16 protein-coding genes and 1 tRNA gene are annotated in these 20,369 nt (G+C 53.8%); 12 read left to right on the top strand and 5 right to left on the bottom strand.

Annotated elements, in window-relative coordinates; all coding sequences use genetic code 11:
* Positions 1-45: 45 nt before the first annotated feature.
* The gene (locus tag KEM39_RS03095; protein ID WP_211709573.1) at positions 46-2,166 is read right to left on the bottom strand and encodes an AsmA family protein; all 2,121 of its coding nucleotides are present in this window, start codon (positions 2,164-2,166) and stop codon (positions 46-48) included.
* A 274-nt stretch (positions 2,167-2,440) separates the two neighbouring features.
* On the opposite strand from KEM39_RS03095, the gene folP reads away from it, so the two are divergent.
* From folP to KEM39_RS03060, 7 genes are all read left to right on the top strand, one after another.
* Positions 2,441-3,298 (top strand): dihydropteroate synthase, encoded by an 858-nt coding sequence (folP, locus tag KEM39_RS03090; protein ID WP_118997592.1) that lies wholly within the window; start codon positions 2,441-2,443, stop codon positions 3,296-3,298.
* Positions 3,299-3,427: 129 nt separating this feature from the next.
* Positions 3,428-4,762 carry a phosphoglucosamine mutase gene (glmM, locus tag KEM39_RS03085; RefSeq protein WP_118997591.1) on the top strand — a complete coding sequence of 445 codons (1,335 nt, stop codon included), beginning with the start codon at positions 3,428-3,430 and terminating at the stop codon, positions 4,760-4,762.
* 187 nt (positions 4,763-4,949) lie between these two features.
* Positions 4,950-5,633: a DedA family protein gene (locus KEM39_RS03080; protein ID WP_118997590.1), complete on the top strand. Its 684-nt coding sequence runs from the start codon at positions 4,950-4,952 to the stop codon at positions 5,631-5,633.
* Between the two features lie 209 nt (positions 5,634-5,842).
* Positions 5,843-6,835 (top strand): asparaginase, encoded by a 993-nt coding sequence (locus tag KEM39_RS03075; protein ID WP_036469023.1) that lies wholly within the window; start codon positions 5,843-5,845, stop codon positions 6,833-6,835.
* Positions 6,836-6,842: 7 nt separating this feature from the next.
* Positions 6,843-7,610 carry a TatD family hydrolase gene (locus KEM39_RS03070; RefSeq protein WP_118997589.1) on the top strand — a complete coding sequence of 256 codons (768 nt, stop codon included), beginning with the start codon at positions 6,843-6,845 and terminating at the stop codon, positions 7,608-7,610.
* Positions 7,611-7,713: 103 nt separating this feature from the next.
* Entirely contained in the window at positions 7,714-8,790 is a 1,077-nt protein-coding gene (gene prfA, locus KEM39_RS03065) for a peptide chain release factor 1 (protein ID WP_118898560.1), read from the top strand.
* A gap of 761 nt (positions 8,791-9,551) precedes the next feature.
* On the top strand, positions 9,552-10,550 hold the full coding sequence (locus tag KEM39_RS03060; RefSeq protein WP_118997587.1) for a 2-hydroxyacid dehydrogenase: 999 nt from the start codon (positions 9,552-9,554) through the stop codon (positions 10,548-10,550).
* A gap of 72 nt (positions 10,551-10,622) precedes the next feature.
* On the opposite strand, the gene serS is transcribed toward KEM39_RS03060, so the two are convergent.
* On the bottom strand, positions 10,623-11,918 hold the full coding sequence (serS, locus tag KEM39_RS03055) for a serine--tRNA ligase (protein WP_118997586.1): 1,296 nt from the start codon (positions 11,916-11,918) through the stop codon (positions 10,623-10,625).
* A 165-nt stretch (positions 11,919-12,083) separates the two neighbouring features.
* On the opposite strand from serS, the gene KEM39_RS03050 reads away from it, so the two are divergent.
* The gene (locus KEM39_RS03050) at positions 12,084-12,608 is read left to right on the top strand and encodes an RNA pyrophosphohydrolase (protein ID WP_036469015.1); all 525 of its coding nucleotides are present in this window, start codon (positions 12,084-12,086) and stop codon (positions 12,606-12,608) included.
* Positions 12,609-12,674: 66 nt separating this feature from the next.
* On the top strand, positions 12,675-14,660 hold the full coding sequence (parE, locus tag KEM39_RS03045) for a DNA topoisomerase IV subunit B (protein WP_118997585.1): 1,986 nt from the start codon (positions 12,675-12,677) through the stop codon (positions 14,658-14,660).
* Positions 14,661-14,733: 73 nt separating this feature from the next.
* Here parE and KEM39_RS03040 read toward each other — a convergent pair whose 3' ends face one another.
* Positions 14,734-15,159, bottom strand: coding sequence for a ProQ/FINO family protein (locus KEM39_RS03040; RefSeq protein WP_025458184.1), 426 nt, complete (start codon positions 15,157-15,159; stop codon positions 14,734-14,736).
* Positions 15,160-15,250: 91 nt separating this feature from the next.
* Complete coding sequence (gene aroC, locus KEM39_RS03035) at positions 15,251-16,351, bottom strand: chorismate synthase (protein WP_118997584.1); 1,101 nt, start codon at positions 16,349-16,351, stop codon at positions 15,251-15,253.
* A gap of 146 nt (positions 16,352-16,497) precedes the next feature.
* Here aroC and trmA point away from each other — a divergent pair, with 146 nt between their 5' ends.
* Entirely contained in the window at positions 16,498-17,601 is a 1,104-nt protein-coding gene (trmA, locus tag KEM39_RS03030; protein WP_118997583.1) for a tRNA (uridine(54)-C5)-methyltransferase TrmA, read from the top strand.
* A 5-nt stretch (positions 17,602-17,606) separates the two neighbouring features.
* Positions 17,607-18,800: an amino acid aminotransferase gene (locus KEM39_RS03025; protein ID WP_118997582.1), complete on the top strand. Its 1,194-nt coding sequence runs from the start codon at positions 17,607-17,609 to the stop codon at positions 18,798-18,800.
* A gap of 64 nt (positions 18,801-18,864) precedes the next feature.
* Here the strand turns inward: KEM39_RS03025 and KEM39_RS03020 are convergent.
* A tRNA-Arg gene (locus KEM39_RS03020) sits at positions 18,865-18,940 on the bottom strand.
* A gap of 284 nt (positions 18,941-19,224) precedes the next feature.
* On the opposite strand from KEM39_RS03020, the gene KEM39_RS03015 reads away from it, so the two are divergent.
* Positions 19,225-20,064 (top strand): c-type cytochrome, encoded by an 840-nt coding sequence (locus tag KEM39_RS03015; protein WP_118997581.1) that lies wholly within the window; start codon positions 19,225-19,227, stop codon positions 20,062-20,064.
* Positions 20,065-20,369 lie beyond the last annotated feature (305 nt).

The raw sequence follows: 20,369 nt of genomic DNA, 5'->3' as shown, positions 1-20,369 counted from the left end.
TGAAGCGCGGGGGCGTTTCAGACGGCATTTTTGTACGCAGGGTGTTTACGGTTCTTTAGGTTTGAGCCACTGCCATTGTTCCAGCAGGGTGTCTTCGAGGATTTTCTGTTTCTCTTTGCGCGAATTGATGCCGCCGGTCAGCCTGCCGTAATCGACGGTAATGGACGGTTTGTCCACCGTACCGGTGATTTTCAGGGGAATCGGTTTGTTTTTCGGATGGACGGCGTTGCGGATAAGGACATCTTCAGACAATTCCTGCGTATCCAGATTGGTATAGCCGTTGCTGGTAACATAGAGGCTGTCGGAGAAGAGTTCGGTATCGATGTGGCGGCTGATGCCGTCTGAAATTTCGCTGTTGAGCGTGAATCGGTGGAAGGGTGTGCTGGGTGCGGCATTGTCGGCAGTTTTGCCCGAAATGCCGTTTTTCAGGATATTGTCCATGTCGATACCGTGCCACGCGCCGTTGGAAATGTTCAGCGACAGGCTGCCCTGAAGCGAGCGGATAAGCTCTTTTCGGGTTTCGCCGCTCGCGGTCAGGTCGATGACCGCATCGCCGTTGCCGCTGAAGCTGTGGAAGCCGAACAGGTCTTGCAGCAGCGGTTGGATTTGGATGTTGCTTGCATTCTGTTGCAGGCGGTAAGTGGCGGGGCGAGTGTTGGCGATGCTGATGCCGCCTTCGGTATGGCCGCCGTAAAGCCCTGACTTGAAACGGCTGAGCGCGATATGGCCTTTGTCGGCATGGAGATAGGTTTCCATATCGTCCAGTTGCAGGCCGGGAAGTTGGACATTGCCGATTTTAAGGTGGGCCTCGATATCTCCGGACAGCCTGCCGAGGGTGTCGGGAAATATTTTGCCGTTTTGTTGCCGCACGTCGTCAAGATAGGGGGTCAGGTTCAATTTTTGCAGTGCGACGGCGGCTTCCAGGTGCGGTGCATCTTCATGTGTGTATCTGAATTTCGCGGCAACGGTTTGGCGGTCGAACGAACCGTTGAGTTCGGCATGCCACTGATGAAGGTTTTTTATGGACATCGAACCGTCGAGCTGGCTGATGAAACGGGGTTGCGGCAGGCGGTTGACGGTATCCTGAAGGGTCGATACATGCAGGCGCGGCGCCTCCAGACCGTTGTTCCGGCTCCAAACCAATGGCGAGCCGAGGGAAAAGTTGGTTTGAAGGCGGGGTGTTTTGACGTTGCCGGAGATTTCGGCGTTGCCGATGTTGCCGATGCCGGAGTGCAGGTTGGCCTTATCGAGTTTGAACGATCCGCCCCATTGGAAATTCCCGCCGTCGGCGGTAGCGGTAAATGTCCCGTTGACGGTTTCAATTTTAATGTTGTTGTTCCTGAGTGCCAGCGTAGGGATTTGGGCGGTCAGGTGGAGGTTGTGGAAGGCGGTGTCGGCACGCAGGCCGAGGTTGGCCGCATCCGCTCCGCCAGCGTTAAAACGGATAGTGGGGTTGCCGGTGGTGGAAACGGTAATGCCATGCCCGTTTAGGGCGGTCTCGGCTTCGAAATGGAACGGTGAGATTTCGGGTGGATTGATGCCGTCTGAAATGAAAAGCCCCCTGCTTTTCCACGGGACGGACAGCTTCCCCCAAACCAGTATGCCCGAACTTTCAAACTGCTGCCCCGACGAATCGGGGGATTGCAGGTTGAGGTTAACTTCCTTCAGGGTAAGCCGGTCTTGCGGCAAGTCGAGGCGGACGGTGCTGTTTTCGATAATGATGCGGTTTACCGAGGCTTTGCGTTTTGGGTTGTCGATCAGGTCTTGGATGTTCCAAACGCCTTTCTCGTCGCGCGTCAGAGCAAGTTCCGCACCCGAAACCACCCATTTTTCAACCTGTATCTGATCCGACCACAGATTTTTCCAGCTCAATCCGATTTTGGTTTCTTTGATGGAAACGGCAGTCCGGTTGCTGCCGGGTTCGGTAATGGTCAGGTTTTTCAGGATGACGGTCGGCCGGGGCAGAAGCCTGCGCTGTATATCCGCATCAAACGAGATTTTCCGGTGCGTATGAGCAATGCTTTGTTGGAGGCGGCTTCGGATGTTTTCAGGTGTGAAGATGCGATATACGGAAGCGTGCAGCCCGATTGCCGCCAAAAGCAGTATCGTCAGTACGGCTACCGCATATTTCAGACGGTATTTGTGGAAGACCGATAATAAATCCATAGCCTGAAAAGTCTGTAAAACACGCCACAGTATAACACGGCTTGTAGAAATCCTATTTTGTGCGGGCGGATTATCTTGTATAAAGGGGTAATGTCCATAAGCAGGCATACCGCCGGATCAGGTATCGCGGGTGTTGCCGCGTTTGCAGGGGCAGTGTATGTTTCATACGGCGGCGGATTCTGCAAGATACTTTTTTGAAATACCGATACCGTCTGAAATGGACAAGTTTTGTTCAGACGGCATATAATTTGCTTTTTATTCCGGAGGCGCAGATATGGTCGGATGCGTTTGGCAGGCAGGACGGTTTGAAATCGGTTTGGACAAACCGAAAATCATGGGTATCGTGAATCTCACGCCCAATTCTTTTTCCGACGGCGGCGCGTATTCGCAAAACGCCCAAACAGCTTTGGCGCATGCCGAACGGCTTTTGAAAGAGGGTGCGGACATTCTCGACATCGGCGGCGAATCGACGCGGTTGGGTGCGGATTATGTTTCGCCTGAAGAAGAATGGGCGCGGGTTGAGCCTGTATTGGCGGAAGTGGTTGGATGGGGCGTTCCCATCAGTTTGGACACGCGCCGCACGGTGGTTATGGAAAAAGCATTGGCACTCGGCGGCATCGATATTATTAACGATGTGGCGGCGTTGACCGACGAAGGCGCGGTCGAATTGCTGGCGTGTCAGGCGGATACGGGCATTTGCCTGATGCACATGCAGGGTTTGCCTGAAAACATGCAGATTAATCCGAAATATCAAGATGTTGTCGGTGAAGTAGCGCGGTATTTGAAAGCGCGCTCAGCGGAATGTATCGCGGCAGGCATCGCACCGCAACGCATCATACTCGACCCCGGCTTCGGCTCCGGCTTCGGCAAAACCTTGCAACACAATATCGCGCTGATGCGGCATTTGCCCGAATTGATGGCGGAAACAGGTTTTCCGCTGCTCATCGGCGTATCGCGCAAAAGCACGATAGGCGAGCTGACCGGCGAGGCAGACGCGGCGGCACGCGTACACGGCAGCGTGGCGGCAGCGTTGGCTTCCGTGGCGCGCGGCGCACAAATCGTGCGGGTGCATGATGTGAAGGCGACGGCGGACGCGTTGAAGGTGTGGGAAGCGTTGGGCATCAATCTGTAAACAGCGGTTCGCATACTTTATGCCGTCTGAAAAGGGCGGGGCGGCTTCAGACGGCATCAACGGTGCAGACAGCAAGGCACAAACTGACTGTATAATCTCGGACAACGGTTCACATGCTCGGAGCAAATGATGGCAAAAAAATATTTCGGCACGGACGGCGTGCGCGGCGAAGTCGGGCAGTTTCCGATTACGCCCGATTTTGTATTGAAACTCGGCTATGCGGCGGGTCAGGTGCTGGTGCAGCACGACACTGACCAGAAACCGACCATTTTAATCGGCAAGGATACGCGTATTTCCGGTTATATGCTGGAAGCCGCTTTGGTGGCAGGTTTTACCGCCGCAGGTGTCAACGTTATCCAAACCGGTCCGCTGCCTACGCCCGGCGTGGCTTATCTGACCCGTGCGCTGCGTTTATCCGCCGGTGTGATGATTTCCGCGTCGCACAATGCCTATTCCGACAACGGCATTAAATTCTTTGCCGAGGGCGGCGTGAAGCTTTCCGATGAAATCGAGTTGGAAATCGAAGCCAAAATCGACGAAGAAATGAAAACCCAGCCTTCTGCACGCCTCGGGCGCGCACGCCGTATCAGCGGTGCGGACGAACGCTATATCGAATTTTGCAAATCCACCTTTCCCAGCCATTCCGACCTTCGGGGTTTGAAGTTGGTTATCGATACCGCCAACGGCGCGGGGTACGGTGTCGCACCCAAAGTGTTTCACGAATTGGGCGCACAAGTTGTCAGCATCGGCGACGAACCCAACGGCTACAATATCAATGAAAAATGCGGTGCGACTTATACCAAGACACTCCAGGCCGCCGTTTTACAGCATGAAGCCGACTACGGCATCGCCTTGGACGGTGACGGCGACCGCCTGATGATGGTCGATAAAAACGGGCAGGTTTACGACGGCGACAGCCTGATTTACGTCATCGCCAAAGCCCGCGCCGGCGAAGGTGTCAACATCGGCGGCGTGGTCGGCACGGTGATGACCAATATGGCGATGGAAATCGCCCTGAAAGAGCAGGGCGTCGATTTCTGCCGCGCCAAAGTCGGCGACCGCTATGTGTTGGAACAGCTGAACCAACGCGGCTGGCTCATCGGCGGCGAAGCCAGCGGCCATATTTTGTGCATGGACAAACACAACACCGGCGACGGCATTATTTCCGCGCTGCAAGTTTTGGCGGCACTGCAAATCCTGAACCAAGACCTCGCCACCGTTTGCGCCGACTGGCAGCCGTATCCGCAAACGATGATTAACGTGCGCATCCAAAAAGGTCAGAAATGGCAGGAAGCTTCGAAAGACGTGTTGGCGGAAGTGGAAAAAGAACTCGAAGGCAAAGGAAGGGTTGTGTTGCGCGCTTCGGGAACTGAACCCGTCGTGCGCGTGATGGTTGAGGCGCGACAGGCGGATTGGGCGCGCGAAGGGGCGGAACGTATTGCTTCCGCCATCGGCAGCATTTAGGCAAAATCAGGAAAAATCGTTTCAACAGCGGCGGTTTTCCTGTTTAAATGCCGTCTGAACGTCCGGCGGGGGAGCGAATCTGCCCCCTGCCGCTTTCAGACGGCATAATCTTTGATAGAATGCCGTTTCGCGCAGAAAATGTTTCGGCTTGTTCTGACTTTTTATCTCCGACAATGGAATATCCGCTATGTTTGCCCTTTTGGAAGCCTTTTTTGTCGAATACGGCTATGCGGCCGTGTTTTTCGTTTTGGTCATCTGTGGTTTCGGCGTGCCGATTCCCGAAGATTTGACCTTGGTAACGGGCGGCGTGATTTCGGGTATGGGTTATACCAATCCGCATATTATGTTTGCGGTCGGTATGCTCGGCGTGTTGGCGGGCGACGGCGTGATGTTTGCCGCCGGACGAATCTGGGGGCAGAAAATCCTAAGGTTCAAACCTATTGCGCGCATCATGACGCCGAAACGTTACGCGCAGGTTCAGGAAAAATTCGATAAATACGGCAACTGGGTTCTGTTCGTCGCCCGCTTCCTGCCGGGTTTGCGGACTGCCGTTTTCGTTACCGCCGGCATCAGCCGCAAAGTATCGTATCTGCGCTTTCTGATTATGGACGGGCTGGCCGCGCTGATTTCCGTGCCCGTTTGGATTTACTTGGGCGAGTACGGCGCGCACAACATCGATTGGCTGATGGCGAAAATGCACAGCCTGCAATCGGGTATTTTTGTTATCTTGGGTATAGGTGCGGCCGTTGTCGCTTGGATTTGGTGGAAAAAACGCCAACGTATCCAGTTTTACCGCAGCAAATTGAAAGAAAAGCGGGCGCAACGCAAAGCCGCCAAGGCAGCCAAAAAAGCCGCGCGGAACAGGCAATAAGGCAGGGCCGCCGGTATTCGGCGGCTGCCGCGCCTTTTTGAGTTTGCCGGTTTTCAAATGCAAATCGCCGGGAAGGAGGAATATCGGCAGCTTCGGTGTTTTTTCATTTCAATGCCGTCTGAAAGCTGCTTCCGCCGCCAAATTGCCGGACGGTGCGAAATATAGTTAAATAAGCCGCATCATTAATGTTCAGACGGTACGACAACGCTATGAAACAAAAAATCTTCGTCCTTTACACGGGCGGCACAATCGGTATGACCCAAAGCAGCGAAGGCCTGCGCCCCGATACCGCGCTGGTCAGCCAAGCCCTTTCCCCTTTTTCAGACGGCCTCGACTTCGAGTGGCACGTCTGCAATCCCTTGATTGATTCCTCTTCCGTTACGCTGCAACACTGGTGCGATTGGCTGAACATCATTGCCGCCAAACTCTCTTCATGCGACGGCATCCTGGTGCTGCACGGCACGGACACGCTCGCCTATACCGCCAATCTGTTTGCGCTCGCCCTGCAAGGTTTGGACAAACCGATCGTCCTGACCGGTTCCCAATGGCCTTACGCCGCTGAAAACAGCGATGCCCCGCGCAATCTCTCCACCGCTGTTGCCGCTTTCAGCCTCAAGCTCAAACAAACCGTCATCGCGTTTGATGGCAAACTGTATCCCGCCGTTGGCAGCAGCAAAGTCAGCACCGAAACCGCCGCAGGCTTCGACAATCCGCATTTCGGCGCACTTGCCGAATGGGACGAAACCCGGGGTTGGCACAATCTCCGCATCCCGAACCAAGACGCGGCGGATGTTTCAGACGGCCTCAAAATCCGCTATCCCGACCCGCAGACAAAAATCGCCGTCCGTACGCTTATCCCCGGCTTTGCCGTCCAAGAACTTGCCGACGGACTCGGACAGCTTTCCGCCCACGCCCTTATCCTGCAAAGCTACGGACACGGCAACACGCCCGCAGACGAAGGTTTCATCCGCGCCGTCCGAGACTTCGCGCGGCAGGGCAAACTGCTGCTCAACATCAGCCAAGTCCGACAAGGCAAAACCGCCGCCGTTTACGCGCAAGGCAACGCGTTCCGCAACTCGGGCATCATCAACGGCGGCAAATGTAACCTCGAAACCGCCACCGCGCTGATGACCCTCGCCGTATCGCAAGGCTGGGGTAAGGAAGAGGTGGAAAAAGAGTTGGCAAGACTGCAATTATTGTGAAATCGAAATGAACTTCACCGACACCCACTGCCATCTCGCCGATCCCGCCTTACGCGAAAACCTGCCGCACATCCTGACCGCCGCGCGAAAAGTCGGGGTGAAGCGGTTTATCGTTCCCGCGACCCGGTCGCAGGATTGGCAGGACGTGGCGGATTTGGCGGAAATGCCGTCCGAACACGGCATCCGGGTTGCCTTCGGTATCCATCCTTGGTTTTCAGACGGCATTGCGGAACAGGATTTTGCCGGTTTGGCAGCCGTATTGGCGCGTTATCCCGGCGCGTGGGTCGGCGAAATCGGCTTGGATTTTTACGACAAAACCCAAACGCCGCAGCAGCGCGAACGGCAAATCCAAGTCTTCAGCCGCCAGCTTGAAATCGCGCAAACCCTGCGCCGCCGCGTGATTATCCACAATCTCAAAGCCGCCGCCGACATCGCCGCCGCCGTCAAACAGACGGGCTTTACCCGAGGCGGCATCGTTCACGCCTTCTCAGGCAGTGCGGAAGAAGCGTGCGTGTTGACGAAACTGGGTTTCAAAATCGGCATCGGTTCGCTGTTGCTCAATCCGAACGCGCGAAAAATACGCGATACGCTTAAAGCCTTGAACGACGGGGATTTCGTATTGGAAACGGATAGCCCGTTTATGCTGAAAAAGGAGATTAATACGCCTGCCAATATTCCGGGTATTGCAAAGATTGCTGCGGAAATCCGCGGAACCTGTGTAGAAGAAATTGCCAAGGTAACGGAGCGCAATGCCGATGCCCTGTTGGAACGGTAGGTTATCCATCTAAGATTATCTTTTTGAATATTCAGAAAATATATTATAATGACCGCGTTTTGATGCCGTCTGAATTTCAGGCGGCGTTTGTTATGGAAGAATTATGAAGCCGTCTATCTTAGAAAAACTGCAACAACTCGGCGACCGGTTGGAAGAAGTCACCCACTTGCTCGGACAACCCGAAGCCACGTCCGATATAGACAACTACCGCAAACTCACGCGCGAACACGCCGAACTGTCCCCCGTCGTCGAAGTATTCCAAAACTATCGGCTTGCCCAAAGCGACTTGGCGGATGCCGAAGAAATGTTGTCCGACCCCGAAATGAAAGACTTTGCCGCCGAAGAAATCGAAGCGGTAAAAGCCAAAATCGACGCGCTCGATACCGAACTGCAAAAACTGCTGCTGCCCAAAGATGCCGACGACGATAAAAACATCTTTATCGAAGTGCGCGCCGGAACGGGCGGCGACGAAGCCGCGCTGTTTGCCGGCGATTTGCTGCGTATGTACAGCCGCTACGCCGAACGCAACCGCTGGCAGGTTGAAATCGTGTCCGCCAACGAAAGCGAGTTGGGCGGCTATAAAGAAGTTATCGCACGTATTGTCGGACTCGGGGCGTACAGCCGTCTGAAATTTGAATCGGGCGGCCACCGCGTGCAGCGCGTCCCCGCCACCGAAAGCCAAGGCCGCATCCACACCTCCGCCTGCACCGTCGCCGTGATGCCCGAAGCGGACGAACTGGAAGACATCGAACTGAACCCCGCCGACCTGCGCATCGATACCTTCCGCGCATCCGGCGCCGGCGGTCAGCACATCAACAAAACCGATTCCGCCGTCCGCATCACCCACCTGCCCACCGGTATGGTGGTCGAATGCCAAGACGGTCGCAGCCAACACGCCAACAAAGCACAGGCGATGAAAGTCCTCGCCGCCCGCTTAAACGACGCACAAAAACGCGAAGCCCAAGCCAAAGAAGCCGCCGAACGCAAATCCCTGATCGGCAGCGGCGACCGCAGCGAACGCATCCGTACCTACAACTACCCCCAAGGCCGCGTTACCGACCACCGCATCAACCTCACCCTGCACAAGCTGGATTTTGTGATGGACGGTGACTTGGAAGAAATCACCGATGCCCTGATTGCCGAACATCAGGCCGAGCTTCTGGCGGCAATGGGCGATTGAGTTTTGTGTCCGGATAAAAAAATCGGTGTTTGAACAAGGGGCGGTTTTGCCTGTTTGCAAGAGTAAGACGGTTTCATTTGTTCGGATGGCGGGCGGTTTTGCCGGATAAAAAGAAATTTTTAAAACAAAACCGTATCTTTAATGGCTCTGTTGCAAGTGTAACAATCTCCACACTCCGCATCATTTGCATGATGCGGGATATTTTTTAAGGAAATTTTATGGAGTTTTTTTTAGCGGTTTGGCATTCAATATTTGATTTCATAACCGGTCTATTTATATTTAAACCATGGGAAGAAGATACGGCAGAAAATAAAATAAAAAGTTTAGCTTTACTTTTCTTTCTGACAATTTGCGGCTTTATTTTTTATATTTCAGTCTTTTAAGGCAAAGCACATAAAAAACATGAAAATAATGAAAAATCAATAGCAAAACCGGCGGCATATGGCGGACAGTCTGAAAAATGCCGTCTGAAAAAGAAATGCTTTTTCAGACGGCATTTTTCCGCAGATCGGATGATAAGCGGAAGGGATGCGCCCGCATATTCCCGGCTTTTTTGTTCGGAAATAAGGAAAAAAGGGGATTTGAACGTGCGCCCTCTTTCGGAAACATAAGGTGCAAACGGCGTTCGGACGGCATTTTGACGTGCCGGGCGGTCGGGCAGGGCGCGCCTGCGGCGCAAAACCGCGAAAACAAGCCGCCGGCTCTGCCCGAATCCAGTGTATGATGCCGTTTTCGACAACGGACAAGGGATAGGAATCTGGATGAAGATTGCGATTTACGGTACGAAAAGCTATGACCGCGAACATTTTGCCCGCGCCAACCGGCATTTCGGCTTCGAGCTGGAGTTTTTTGATTTCATGCTGGATGCGAAAACGGCGAAAATGGCGGAAGGTGCGGAGGCGGTCTGTATTTTTGTAAACGACGACGGCAGCCGGCCCGTGTTGGAAAAATTGGCGCAAATTGGCGTGAAAACTGTGGCGTTGCGTTGTGCCGGCTTCAATAATGTGGATTTGAAGACGGCTGAAGAGTTGGGTTTGAAGGTCGTGCGCGTGCCAGCCTATTCGCCCGAATCGGTTGCGGAACATACGGTCGGTCTGATGCTGACTTTGAACCGCCGTATCCACAAAGCCTATCAGCGTACCCGCGATGCGAATTTTTCGCTGGAAGGTCTGACCGGTTTCAATATGTACGGCAAAACGGCGGGCGTTATCGGCACGGGGAAAATCGGTATTGCAACCATGCGGATTTTAAAGGGTTTCGGCATGAACCTGCTGGCTTACGATCCGTTTTGCAACCCCGAAGTGGAAAAACTCGGCGGCAGGTATGTGGATTTGGACGAGCTGTATGCCCAGTCGGACATCATCACGCTGCATTGCCCCGCCACGCCGGAGAACCACTATATGCTGAACGAAGCGGCGTTCGATAAAATGAAAGACGGTGTGATGATTATCAACACCAGCCGTGGCGGTCTGATTGACAGTTCTGCCGCGATTGAGGCGTTGAAACGCCGGAAAATCGGCGCATTGGGCATGGATGTGTACGAGAACGAGCGCGAGCTGTTTTTTGAAGACAAATCCAACGATGTGATTACCGACGACGTGTTCCGCCGCCTGTCGTCCTGCCATAACGTGCTGTTTACCGGCCATCAGGCATTTTTGACGGAAGAGGCGTTGGGTAATATTTCGGAAGTTACGCTGTCCAATATCCGCGAGGTCGGACAGACCGGCGATTGCGGCAATGCGGTTCGTGCCGACGGCTGATGTGTTTTAAGAGTTTAAAGGAAATGCCGTCTGAAACAGGTTTCAGACGGCATTTATGTTCAGGGTTAAGGCTTATTTCACTTCCAACTTGGCAACGCCACCCATATAAGGCTGCAAAGCGGCTGGGATATTGATACTGCCGTCGGCGTTTTGATGGTTTTCCAATACGGCGACCAGCGTTCTGCCGACTGCCAAGCCGGAGCCGTTCAAAGTATGTACCAAGCGGTTTTTGCCGTTTTCGTCTTTGAAACGCGCCTTCATGCGGCGGGCTTGGAAATCTTCGCAGTTGGAGCAGCTTGAGATTTCGCGGTAGGTATTTTGCGCCGGCACCCAAACTTCCAAGTCATACGTTTTTGCCGCGCCGAAGCCCATGTCGCCGGTACACAGGGTAATCACGCGGTAGGGCAGTTCCAAAGCCTTCAGGATATTTTCGGCATGGCCGATCATTTCTTCCAGCGCTTCGTATGATTTGTCGGGATGAACGATTTGCACCATTTCCACTTTGTCGAACTGGTGTTGGCGGATCAGACCGCGCGTGTCTTTGCCGTACGAACCCGCCTCGCTGCGGAAGCAGGGCGAGTGGGCGGTCAGTTTCAGCGGCAGTCCTCCTTCGTCCAAAATACTGCCTGCAACGGTGTTGGTCAGGGTAACTTCGGCTGTCGGAATCAGATATTGCGTGGTTTTGGTTTCGTCGCCGCCACGGGTAACGTGGAACAAATCTTCTGCAAATTTAGGCAGTTGGCCCGTGCCTTGCAGCGTCGTATCGTCAACGATATAAGGCGTGTAATGCTCGGTGTAGCCGTGTTTCAGCGTGTGCGTATCGAGCATGAATTGCGCCAGCGCGCGGTGCAGGCGGGCGATTTGTCCGCGCATCACGGTAAATCGTGCGCCGGAAAGTTTCGCACCGCCTTCGAAATCCAAGCCCAAAGGCTCGCCCAAATCGACATGGTCTTTGATTTCAAAGTCAAATTCGCGTGGCGTGCCGACTTTGCGGACTTCGACGTTTTCGGTTTCGTCTTTACCGGCGGGTACGCTTTCGTGCGGCAGGTTGGGTATGCTCAACAACCATGCGTCCAATTCTTTTTGAACGGCATCCAAATCGGCGGCAGCCTGTTCCAAATCGGTTTTGATTTGGGCGACTTGATCCATGGCCGCCTGCGCCTCTTCATGTTTACCCTGACCTTTCAGTGCGCCGATTTGTTTAGAAATGCTGTTACGCGAGGCTTGTAGTTCTTCGGTTTTCACCTGAACGGACTTGCGTCGTTCTTCCAGTGCGTCAAAACGTGCGGTATCAAAGTCATAACCGCGCCGTGCAAGCCGTTCGGCAACGGCGGCGGTGTTGCTGCGGAGCAATTGGATATCTAACATGGTCTGATTCCCGAATAATTTGAAATACATTATTGTAAACCAAATTTAAGATATTTTCCCAAATCCCCCCATGTTTCGGCACGCGTACCGCCATGCCGTCTGATTTGTCAAAACCGTCCGATTTGTGGGAAAATCCTAAGATTGAATTTAACGGAGGGCGACACCGTGTTGGACAGAGAAGGCTATCGCCCCAATGTCGGTATCATCTTAATCAACAACCGCAACGAGGTCTTTTGGGGCAAGCGCGTACGCGAACATTCATGGCAGTTTCCGCAAGGCGGCATCAAGCCGGGCGAAAGTCCCGAAACCGCGATGTACCGCGAGTTGTACGAAGAAGTCGGGCTTTTGCCGCAACACATCAAAATCGTCGGGCGGACGCGCGACTGGCTGCGTTACGACGTGCCGAACAACTGGGTGCGCCGCGAATGGCGCGGCTCTTATCGCGGGCAGAAGCAGATTTGGTATCTCCTGCGCCTGACCGGCCGGGATTGCGATGTCAACCTGCGCGCCACCCGCCACCCCGAATTTGACGGCTGGCGTTGGCATCAATATTGGGCACCCGTTGACGAAGTGATTGATTTCAAACGCGACGTTTACTTGGGGGCATTAAAAGAACTCTCCGCCCGCTTCCTGCGCGGTATGGAAAGTTATGAAGACTTTGCCGCCCGCCAACCTTCCGACAACCGCTAAAACAACGGAACGCAACGCTTTCAGGCCGTCTGAAAGCGTTGTTTTTCTTACTTTCAGATTATTCCTATGGCTAAAAACAACCAATACAGCGAATCCAGCATCACCGTCCTCAAAGGCTTGGAGCCGGTCAAAGAACGTCCCGGCATGTACACCCGCACTGACAGCCCGACCCATATCTGCCAAGAAGTCATCGACAACGCGGCGGATGAAGCGTTGGGCGGTTTCGCTACGGCAATCGACGTGCAAATTCATGAAGACGGTTCGCTTTCCGTACGCGACAACGGCCGCGGCATTCCCGTCGGTCTGCACCCTGAAGAAGGCGTACCCGTGGTCGAACTCGTGTTTACCCGTCTGCACGCGGGCGGCAAGTTCAACAAAAAAGACGGCGGCAGCGCGTATGCCTTTTCAGGCGGCCTGCACGGCGTGGGCGTATCCGTCACCAACGCCCTTTCCACCCGCCTTGAAGTAACGGTCAAACGCGAAGGCAAAATTCACCGCATCGTGTTTGCCGGCGGCGACGTGGTCGAACCGTTGGCACAAGTGGGCAAATGCGCCGTCAAAGACAGCGGTACAGAAGTGCGCGTCTGGCCGGACGGCAAATATTTTGAAAGCCCGAATTACAGCATTCCCGAACTCGAACGCCTGCTGCGTGCCAAAGCCGTGCTGCTGCCGGGTGTGCGCGTTTCCCTGACCCGTCCGGTCAAAGGCGAAGACGAAGCGCGCACTCAAACCTGGCATTACCCCGACGGTCTGAAAAGCTACCTGACCGACCTGATTGCCGACGCGCAGGAAGCCGTACCGCTGTTCTCTTGCGAAAACTACATTTCAGACGACCACAACGGCGATTTCAGCATCGGCGAAGGCGCCGCCTTTGCCCTGACCTGGCTGGAAGAAGGCTCGTGCGCCAACGAAAGCTACGTCAACCTCATCCCCACCCCGCTGGGTGGCACGCACGAAGCGGGCTTGAAACAAGCCGTGTTCAATGCCGTCAACAACTTCATCAACCTGCACAACCTTTTACCGCGCGGCGTGAAAGTACAAAGCGACGACGTGTTCGGCAAAACCGCCTTCGTCCTCTCCGCCCGTGTCCTCGACCCGCAATTTCAAGGTCAGACCAAAGACAAACTGACCAACCGCGACGCGTTGAAACTCGTCGCCGCCGTATCGGGCGACCCTTTGGAATTGTGGCTGAACCAAAACGTGGACTTCGGCAAAAAAATCGCCGAACTCGCCATCCGTCAGGCGCAGGCGCGGATGCGTTCGGTTAAGAAAATCGAAAAGAAAAAAGGCAGCGGCGTTGCCGTCCTGCCCGGCAAACTGACCGACTGCGAAAGCGAAGACATCCGCGAAAACGAACTCTTCCTCGTCGAAGGCGATTCCGCCGGCGGCTCCGCCAAACTCGCCCGCGACAAAGCCACCCAAGCCATCCTGCCCCTGCGCGGCAAAGTGCTCAACAGTTTTGAAGTCCATCCCGACCAACTCTTCGGCAACGCTGAAATCCACGACATTTCCGTCGCCATCGGCGTCGATCCGCACGGCATCAACGACCATCCCGACTTAAGCGGCTTGCGCTACGGCAAAATTGCTATCCTGTCCGATGCCGACGTGGACGGCTCTCATATTCAAGTTTTGCTGCTGACCCTGTTCTACCGCCACTTCCCGAAACTGGTCGCCGACGGACACATCTACGTCGCCCAGCCGCCGCTGTTCCGCGTCGATGTCAACGCACAAGGCAAAAGCAAACCCGCCCGCAAATTCTACGCCCTCGACCAAAACGAACTCGACAGTATTTTAGAACGGCTGCAAAAAGAAGGCGTCAAAGAAACCGCCTATTCCATCAGCCGTTTCAAGGGCTTGGGCGAAATGAACCCCGACCAGCTCAAAGACACCACCATGCACCCCGACACCCGCCGCCTGTTGCAGGTACAAATCCCCGAGGGCGCGGATGACGAAACACGCGAAATCTTCGTCAAACTGATGGGCAAAGGCGAAGCCGCCGCCCGCCGCGCATGGATGGAACGCGAAGGCGATACGGCGGAACTCGATATTTGAACCGTGATTGCCGCATACGAAAAAATGCCGTCTGAAACCAAATCGGTTTTCAGACGGCATTTCGTTTGGGGATTTATTCTGCTGCGGAAGATTCGGCTGCTTCGGCTTCAACAGACGGCGTTTCAGCGGCAGCTTGGGCGTACTGCTGTTGCAAAGCCTGCTGCACGAAAGGATGGTTTTGCGCGATCGCCTGTTCTTCGGGGGTAACTTCGCCTTTGAAACGGTTGTTCAAATCGAAACGTTTGCCGCCGCGCGCCAAGGCTTTCAGATAACGCGGACGGCGGCAGTGGTTGGCGAGGACGCGTGCAATAAGTGTAGGATCGTATTGGGGCAGCGCGGTAATCAAGTCTTGGTCGATACCGAGTGCCAACGGTTTAAATCGTTTGAATACATCGTATTTGCCGTAGATGTGGTCGGCAATCATTTCGGTCTGTTTCTTTTTGCTCATAGTTTGGACGGCGGATTTCAGTGCCGCACCCAAAGCGGTTTCTTGTGTCATTTCGGTTGTATTCCTCTAAACAAACCCGTGCGTCAAGGCGGCACGGCAATGCTGGGTATTCTATTATAAAGTCTGTGTTTTGGCTAAGTTTTTATTTGTTTGAAAGGGTAATGTCGGGCGTATTAACCCGAACGTCGGCATTTTGCGCGCGATGGCGTAAGGCGTGGTCGATTAAAACCAATGCCAGCATAGCTTCGGCAATCGGAGCGGCGCGTAATCCGACACAGGGGTCGTGTCTGCCGTGGGTGGCGAGTTCGACGGGGTCGCCGTTGATGTCGATACTGCGGCGCGGAGTGGCGATGGAGCTGGTGGGTTTGATGGCGATATTGACGCAGATGTCTTGCCCCGTGCTGATGCCGCCGAGGATGCCGCCTGAGTGGTTGGACAGGAAGCCTTGCGGGGTGAGTTCGTCGCCGTGTTTGCTGCCGCGTTGCGTTACGCTGTCAAAACCTGCGCCGATTTCCACGCCTTTGACGGCGTTGATGCCCATCATGGCGTAGGCGATTTCGGCATCGAGGCGGTCGAAAACGGGTTCGCCCAAGCCGACAGGGACATTGGCTGCTTCGATATGCAGTTTCGCGCCGACGGAATCCAACGATTTGCGCACGCTGTCCATATAGTTTTCCAGCTCGGAAATTTGGCTTTGGTTGGCGGCGAAGAAGGGATTTTGGGAAATGTGTTCGCAGCCTTCAAACTGAATTTCTTTTTCGCCGACTTGGGTAACGTAGGCGGTGATTTCCGTGCCGAATTTTTCTTTCAGCCATTTTTTGGCAACGGCTCCGGCGGCAACGCGGGCGGCGGTTTCGCGGGCGGAGCTTCTGCCGCCGCCCCGGTAGTCGCGCGTGCCGTATTTGTGCCAGTAGGTATAGTCGGCGTGGCCGGGGCGGAAACTTTGGGCGATGTTGCCATAGTCTTTGCTGCGTTGGTCGGTATTGCGGATTAAGAGGGCGATGGGTGTGCCGGTGGTTTTGCCTTCGAAGACGCCGGAGAGGATTTCGACTTGGTCGGCTTCGCGGCGTTGGGTAACGTGGCGGCTGGTGCCGGGTTTGCGCCGGTCGAGGTCAAATTGGATATCCGCTTCGCTTAATTCCAAGCCGGGCGGGCAGCCGTCGATGATGCAGCCCAAACCCGCGCCGTGGCTTTCACCGAAGGTGGTCACGGTGAAGAGTTGTCCGAAAGTGTTGCCTGCCATGATTTTTCCCTTTATCGGTATAGTGTGGAAAGATGGCGGATTTTAGCACAAAAGCCCGTTCGCCATTGAAGGGGCGGCAGTCAAAGAGTTTGCGTGCGGCGAGGAAAATCGGCTTATAATCCGGTCTGATTTTTCAGGATAGCGATATGAATGACTACACGCAGCAGCTTCAAGGTAAAAAAGACTGCCTTAAAACTCTTTTTGCAGGTTTGGATGTTCCTGAGTGGGAAGTGTACGAATCTCCGGACAAACATTACCGTATGCGTGCCGAGTTCCGTATTTGGCACGAAGGCGGTGAAATGTTTTATGCCATGTTTGAAAAAGGACAAAAGGCTGGCGGGGCAAGCCTGATCCGTTGCGACCGTTTTGAAGCGGCTTCCGAAGCCGTCAACCGCCTGATGCCCGAGCTGATCGTCGCTGCCGCGCAATCCCCCGAACTCAAAAAACGCTGGTATGCCGTCGAATTTCTGTCCACGCTCAGTGGCGAAATGCTGGTTACCATGATTTACCACAAAAAACTCGGCGACGCATGGCAACAGGCGGCGCAAGCATTACAGCAACAGTTGGGCATTGCCGTTATCGGACGGAGCAGGGGGCAGAAAATCGTTTTAAAACAGGACTATGTAACGGAAACTTTAAAGGTCGGCAACCGGGATTTCCGTTATCGGCAAATTGAAGGCGGTTTTACCCAACCGAATGCTGCCGTGTGTCAAAAAATGCTTGAGTGGGCGTGCCGCGCGGCGGAAGGTTTGGGCGGCGACCTGCTCGAACTATATTGTGGAAACGGCAACTTTACGCTTCCTTTATCTGAAAAGTTTGAACGTGTTTTGGCAACCGAGATTTCCAAAACTTCAGTAGGCGCGGCGCAATGGAATATTGAGGCAAACGGGATAGGCAACATCAAAATCGCCCGTCTGTCTGCCGAAGAATTTACCGAAGCCTATACCGGCAAACGTGAGTTTAAACGCCTTAAGGATGGTGGTATTGCTTTGACGGATTACGCATTTTCCACTATTTTCGTCGATCCGCCGCGTGCCGGTATCGATGAGGAAACTTTGAAGCTGGTGTCGCAGTTCGACAACATCATCTACATTTCCTGCAATCCCGAAACCCTGCGCGCCAATTTGGACACCTTGGTGGAAACCCATACGGTTGAACGTGCCGCCTTGTTCGACCAATTTCCGTTTACGCACCATATTGAAAGCGGTGTGCTGTTGAAAAAGAAAATCCTTGGAAAAAGCAAGAGGTAAGGACTATGTACCGACACATCGAATACTATCCCGGCGATCCGATTTTGAGTTTGGTCGAAACCTTCAAAAACGACCCGCTCCCCGAAAAAGTCAATTTGAGCATAGGCATTTATTTCGACGACGAAGGCAAAATGCCCGTGTTGGAATCCGTGAGCCGCGCCGAAACCGTCCGCGCCGCCGCGCCTGCGCCGTCGCCCTACCTGCCGATGGAAGGTTTGGATGCTTACCGCAGCGCGGTGCAGCATTTATTGTTCGGCAAAGACAACCCCGCGCTCGCGCAAGGGCACATCGTTACCGTACAGACTCTGGGCGGCTCGGGCGCGCTCAAAGTCGGGGCGGATTTCCTGCACCGCTGGTTCCCCGCAGCGCGCGCCTACGTCAGCGACCCGACTTGGGACAACCATCGCGGCATTTTTGAAGGCGCAGGTTTCGAGGTCGGCACTTACCCATATTACGACCCTGCCACTGTCGGCGTGAAATTCGACGAAATGACCGCGTTTTTCAACACCCTGCCTGAAAACAGCGTCTTAATCCTACACCCCTGCTGCCACAACCCGACCGGCGTGGATATGTCGGAACAGCAATGGGACGAAGTGTTGCACATCATCAAAACGCGCAAACTGATTCCGTTTATGGACATCGCCTACCAAGGATTCGGCGGCGATTTGGACAGCGATGCCTACGCCGTCCGCAAAGCGGTGGAAATGGAATTGCCCTTGTTCGTCAGCAATTCCTTCTCGAAAAACCTGTCGCTCTACGGCGAGCGCGTCGGAGGCCTGAGCGTGGTTTGCCCGAATAAAGAAGAAGCGGAATTGGTGTTCGGACAGCTCAAATTCACTGTCCGCTGCATCTACTCCAGCCCGCCCGCGCACGGTGCGTATATTGCCGCCGACGTGATGAACAGCCCCGAACTTTACGCTTTGTGGCAAAACGAAGTTTATATGATGCGCGACCGCATCCGCGCCATGCGACAGAAACTTTATGATGTCTTAACTGCGCAAATCCCCGACCGCGATTTCACTTATTTCATTAAACAGCGCGGAATGTTCGGCTACACGGGGTTGAGCGTAGGGCAGGTCCGCAGGCTGCGCGACGAATTTGCCGTTTACCTGCTGGATTCCGGCAGGATGTGCGTCGCCGGACTGAATACATCAAATATCGCCTATGTCGCCGATGCGTTTGCCGAAGTGTTGGAATAAGAATTTGAAGTAAGTCAAAAGGCCGTCTGAAAAGTATTTATCTTTCAGACGGCCTCTTTATAATTGGCGCACCCAACAGGGATCGAACCTGTGACCTCCAGCTTCGGAAACTGACACTCTTCCAACTGAGCTATGGGTGCGGAAAACGTAAGGTTAACGTAAATTCTGCAAATTGGCAAAGGTTATCTTGCGCCGGCAGGCGGCGTATGGCGGCATAAGGGAAGTTTTCTTGGAGGTAATCCAGTATTTTCAACGGATTATTTGTTTTATACAGATACCGTTGGCAAATTTTTTCATATTTTCAATGATAGTGATTGGAAAGACCCTGTGAATTCAGTATAATCCAGCAAAATATTGTTAATTGCGTTTAACATACCAAACTATAATTTACAGCACAACCTAACCTGACGGCGAGGCCTACCAAATGAAACAACTCCGCGACAATAAAGCCCAAGGCTCTGCATTGTTCACCCTTGTGAGCGGTATCGTTATTGTTATTGCAGTTCTTTATTTCCTGATTAAGCTGGCGGGCAGTGGCTCGTTCGGCGATGTCGATGCCACTACGGAGGTGGCGACGCAGACCCGTATCCAGCCCGTCGGACAATTGACGATGGGCGACGGTATTCCTGTCGGCGAACGCCAGGGCGAACAGATTTTCAATAAAATCTGTATCCAATGCCACGCGGCGGACAGCAATGTGCCGAACGCTCCGAAACTGGAACACAACGGCGACTGGGCACCGCGTATCGCGCAAGGCTTCGATACTTTGTTCCAACACGCGCTGAACGGCTTTAACGCCATGCCTGCCAAAGGCGGTGCGGCAGACCTGACCGATCAGGAACTCAAACGGGCGATTACCTACATGGCGAACAAAAGTGGAGGTTCTTTCCCGAATCCGGATGAGGCAGTGCCTGCCGACAGTGCCGCTTCAGGAACAGCTTCTGCTCCTGCCGATAATGCAGCTCCGGCGGAAGCGAAGGCAGAAGACAAAGGTGCTGCCGCACCTGCAGCCGGTGCAGACGGCAAGAAAGTTTTTGAAGCAAACTGTCAGGCATGCCATGGCGGGGCGATTCCAGGTATCCCCGGCATAGGTAAAAAAGACGATTGGGCTCCCCGCATCAAACAAGGTAAAGAAACCTTGCACAAACATGCACTCGAAGGTTTCAATGCTATGCCGGCAAAAGGCGGTAATGCAGGTTTGAGCGATGACGAAGTCAAAGCGGCGGTTGACTATATGGCCAACCAATCCGGTGCGAAATTCTAAATTCGGATTAAAATTTCGGATTAAATAAAAACGGGGCAGGTATCTGCTCCGTTTTTTTATGGGAATTTATTTGTTTGCCCGTGTGGGAATGACATTAAAGGGTGTGAATAGATTTTTTATCTTCGAAATCTGTTTGTCCGATCGGATGAATAAAAAGTAGGATGATAAAAAAGCTGGTGTATGGATACTGGTTTAACCCATTTGTTTTAAAGTTATAGTCGAGATACGTGTATCGGTGCAACTGGTTTGCCGTTGATGAAAATGCCGTCTGAAAATGTTTCAGACGGCATTTTTTAAGATATTAA

This window comes from Neisseria sp. Marseille-Q1983 (genome assembly GCF_018224585.1).
Taxonomy (GTDB): domain Bacteria; phylum Pseudomonadota; class Gammaproteobacteria; order Burkholderiales; family Neisseriaceae; genus Neisseria; species Neisseria polysaccharea.
The sequence above is the reverse complement of the archived record's forward strand: the minus strand, read 5'-3'. Positions and strand labels throughout refer to the sequence as shown.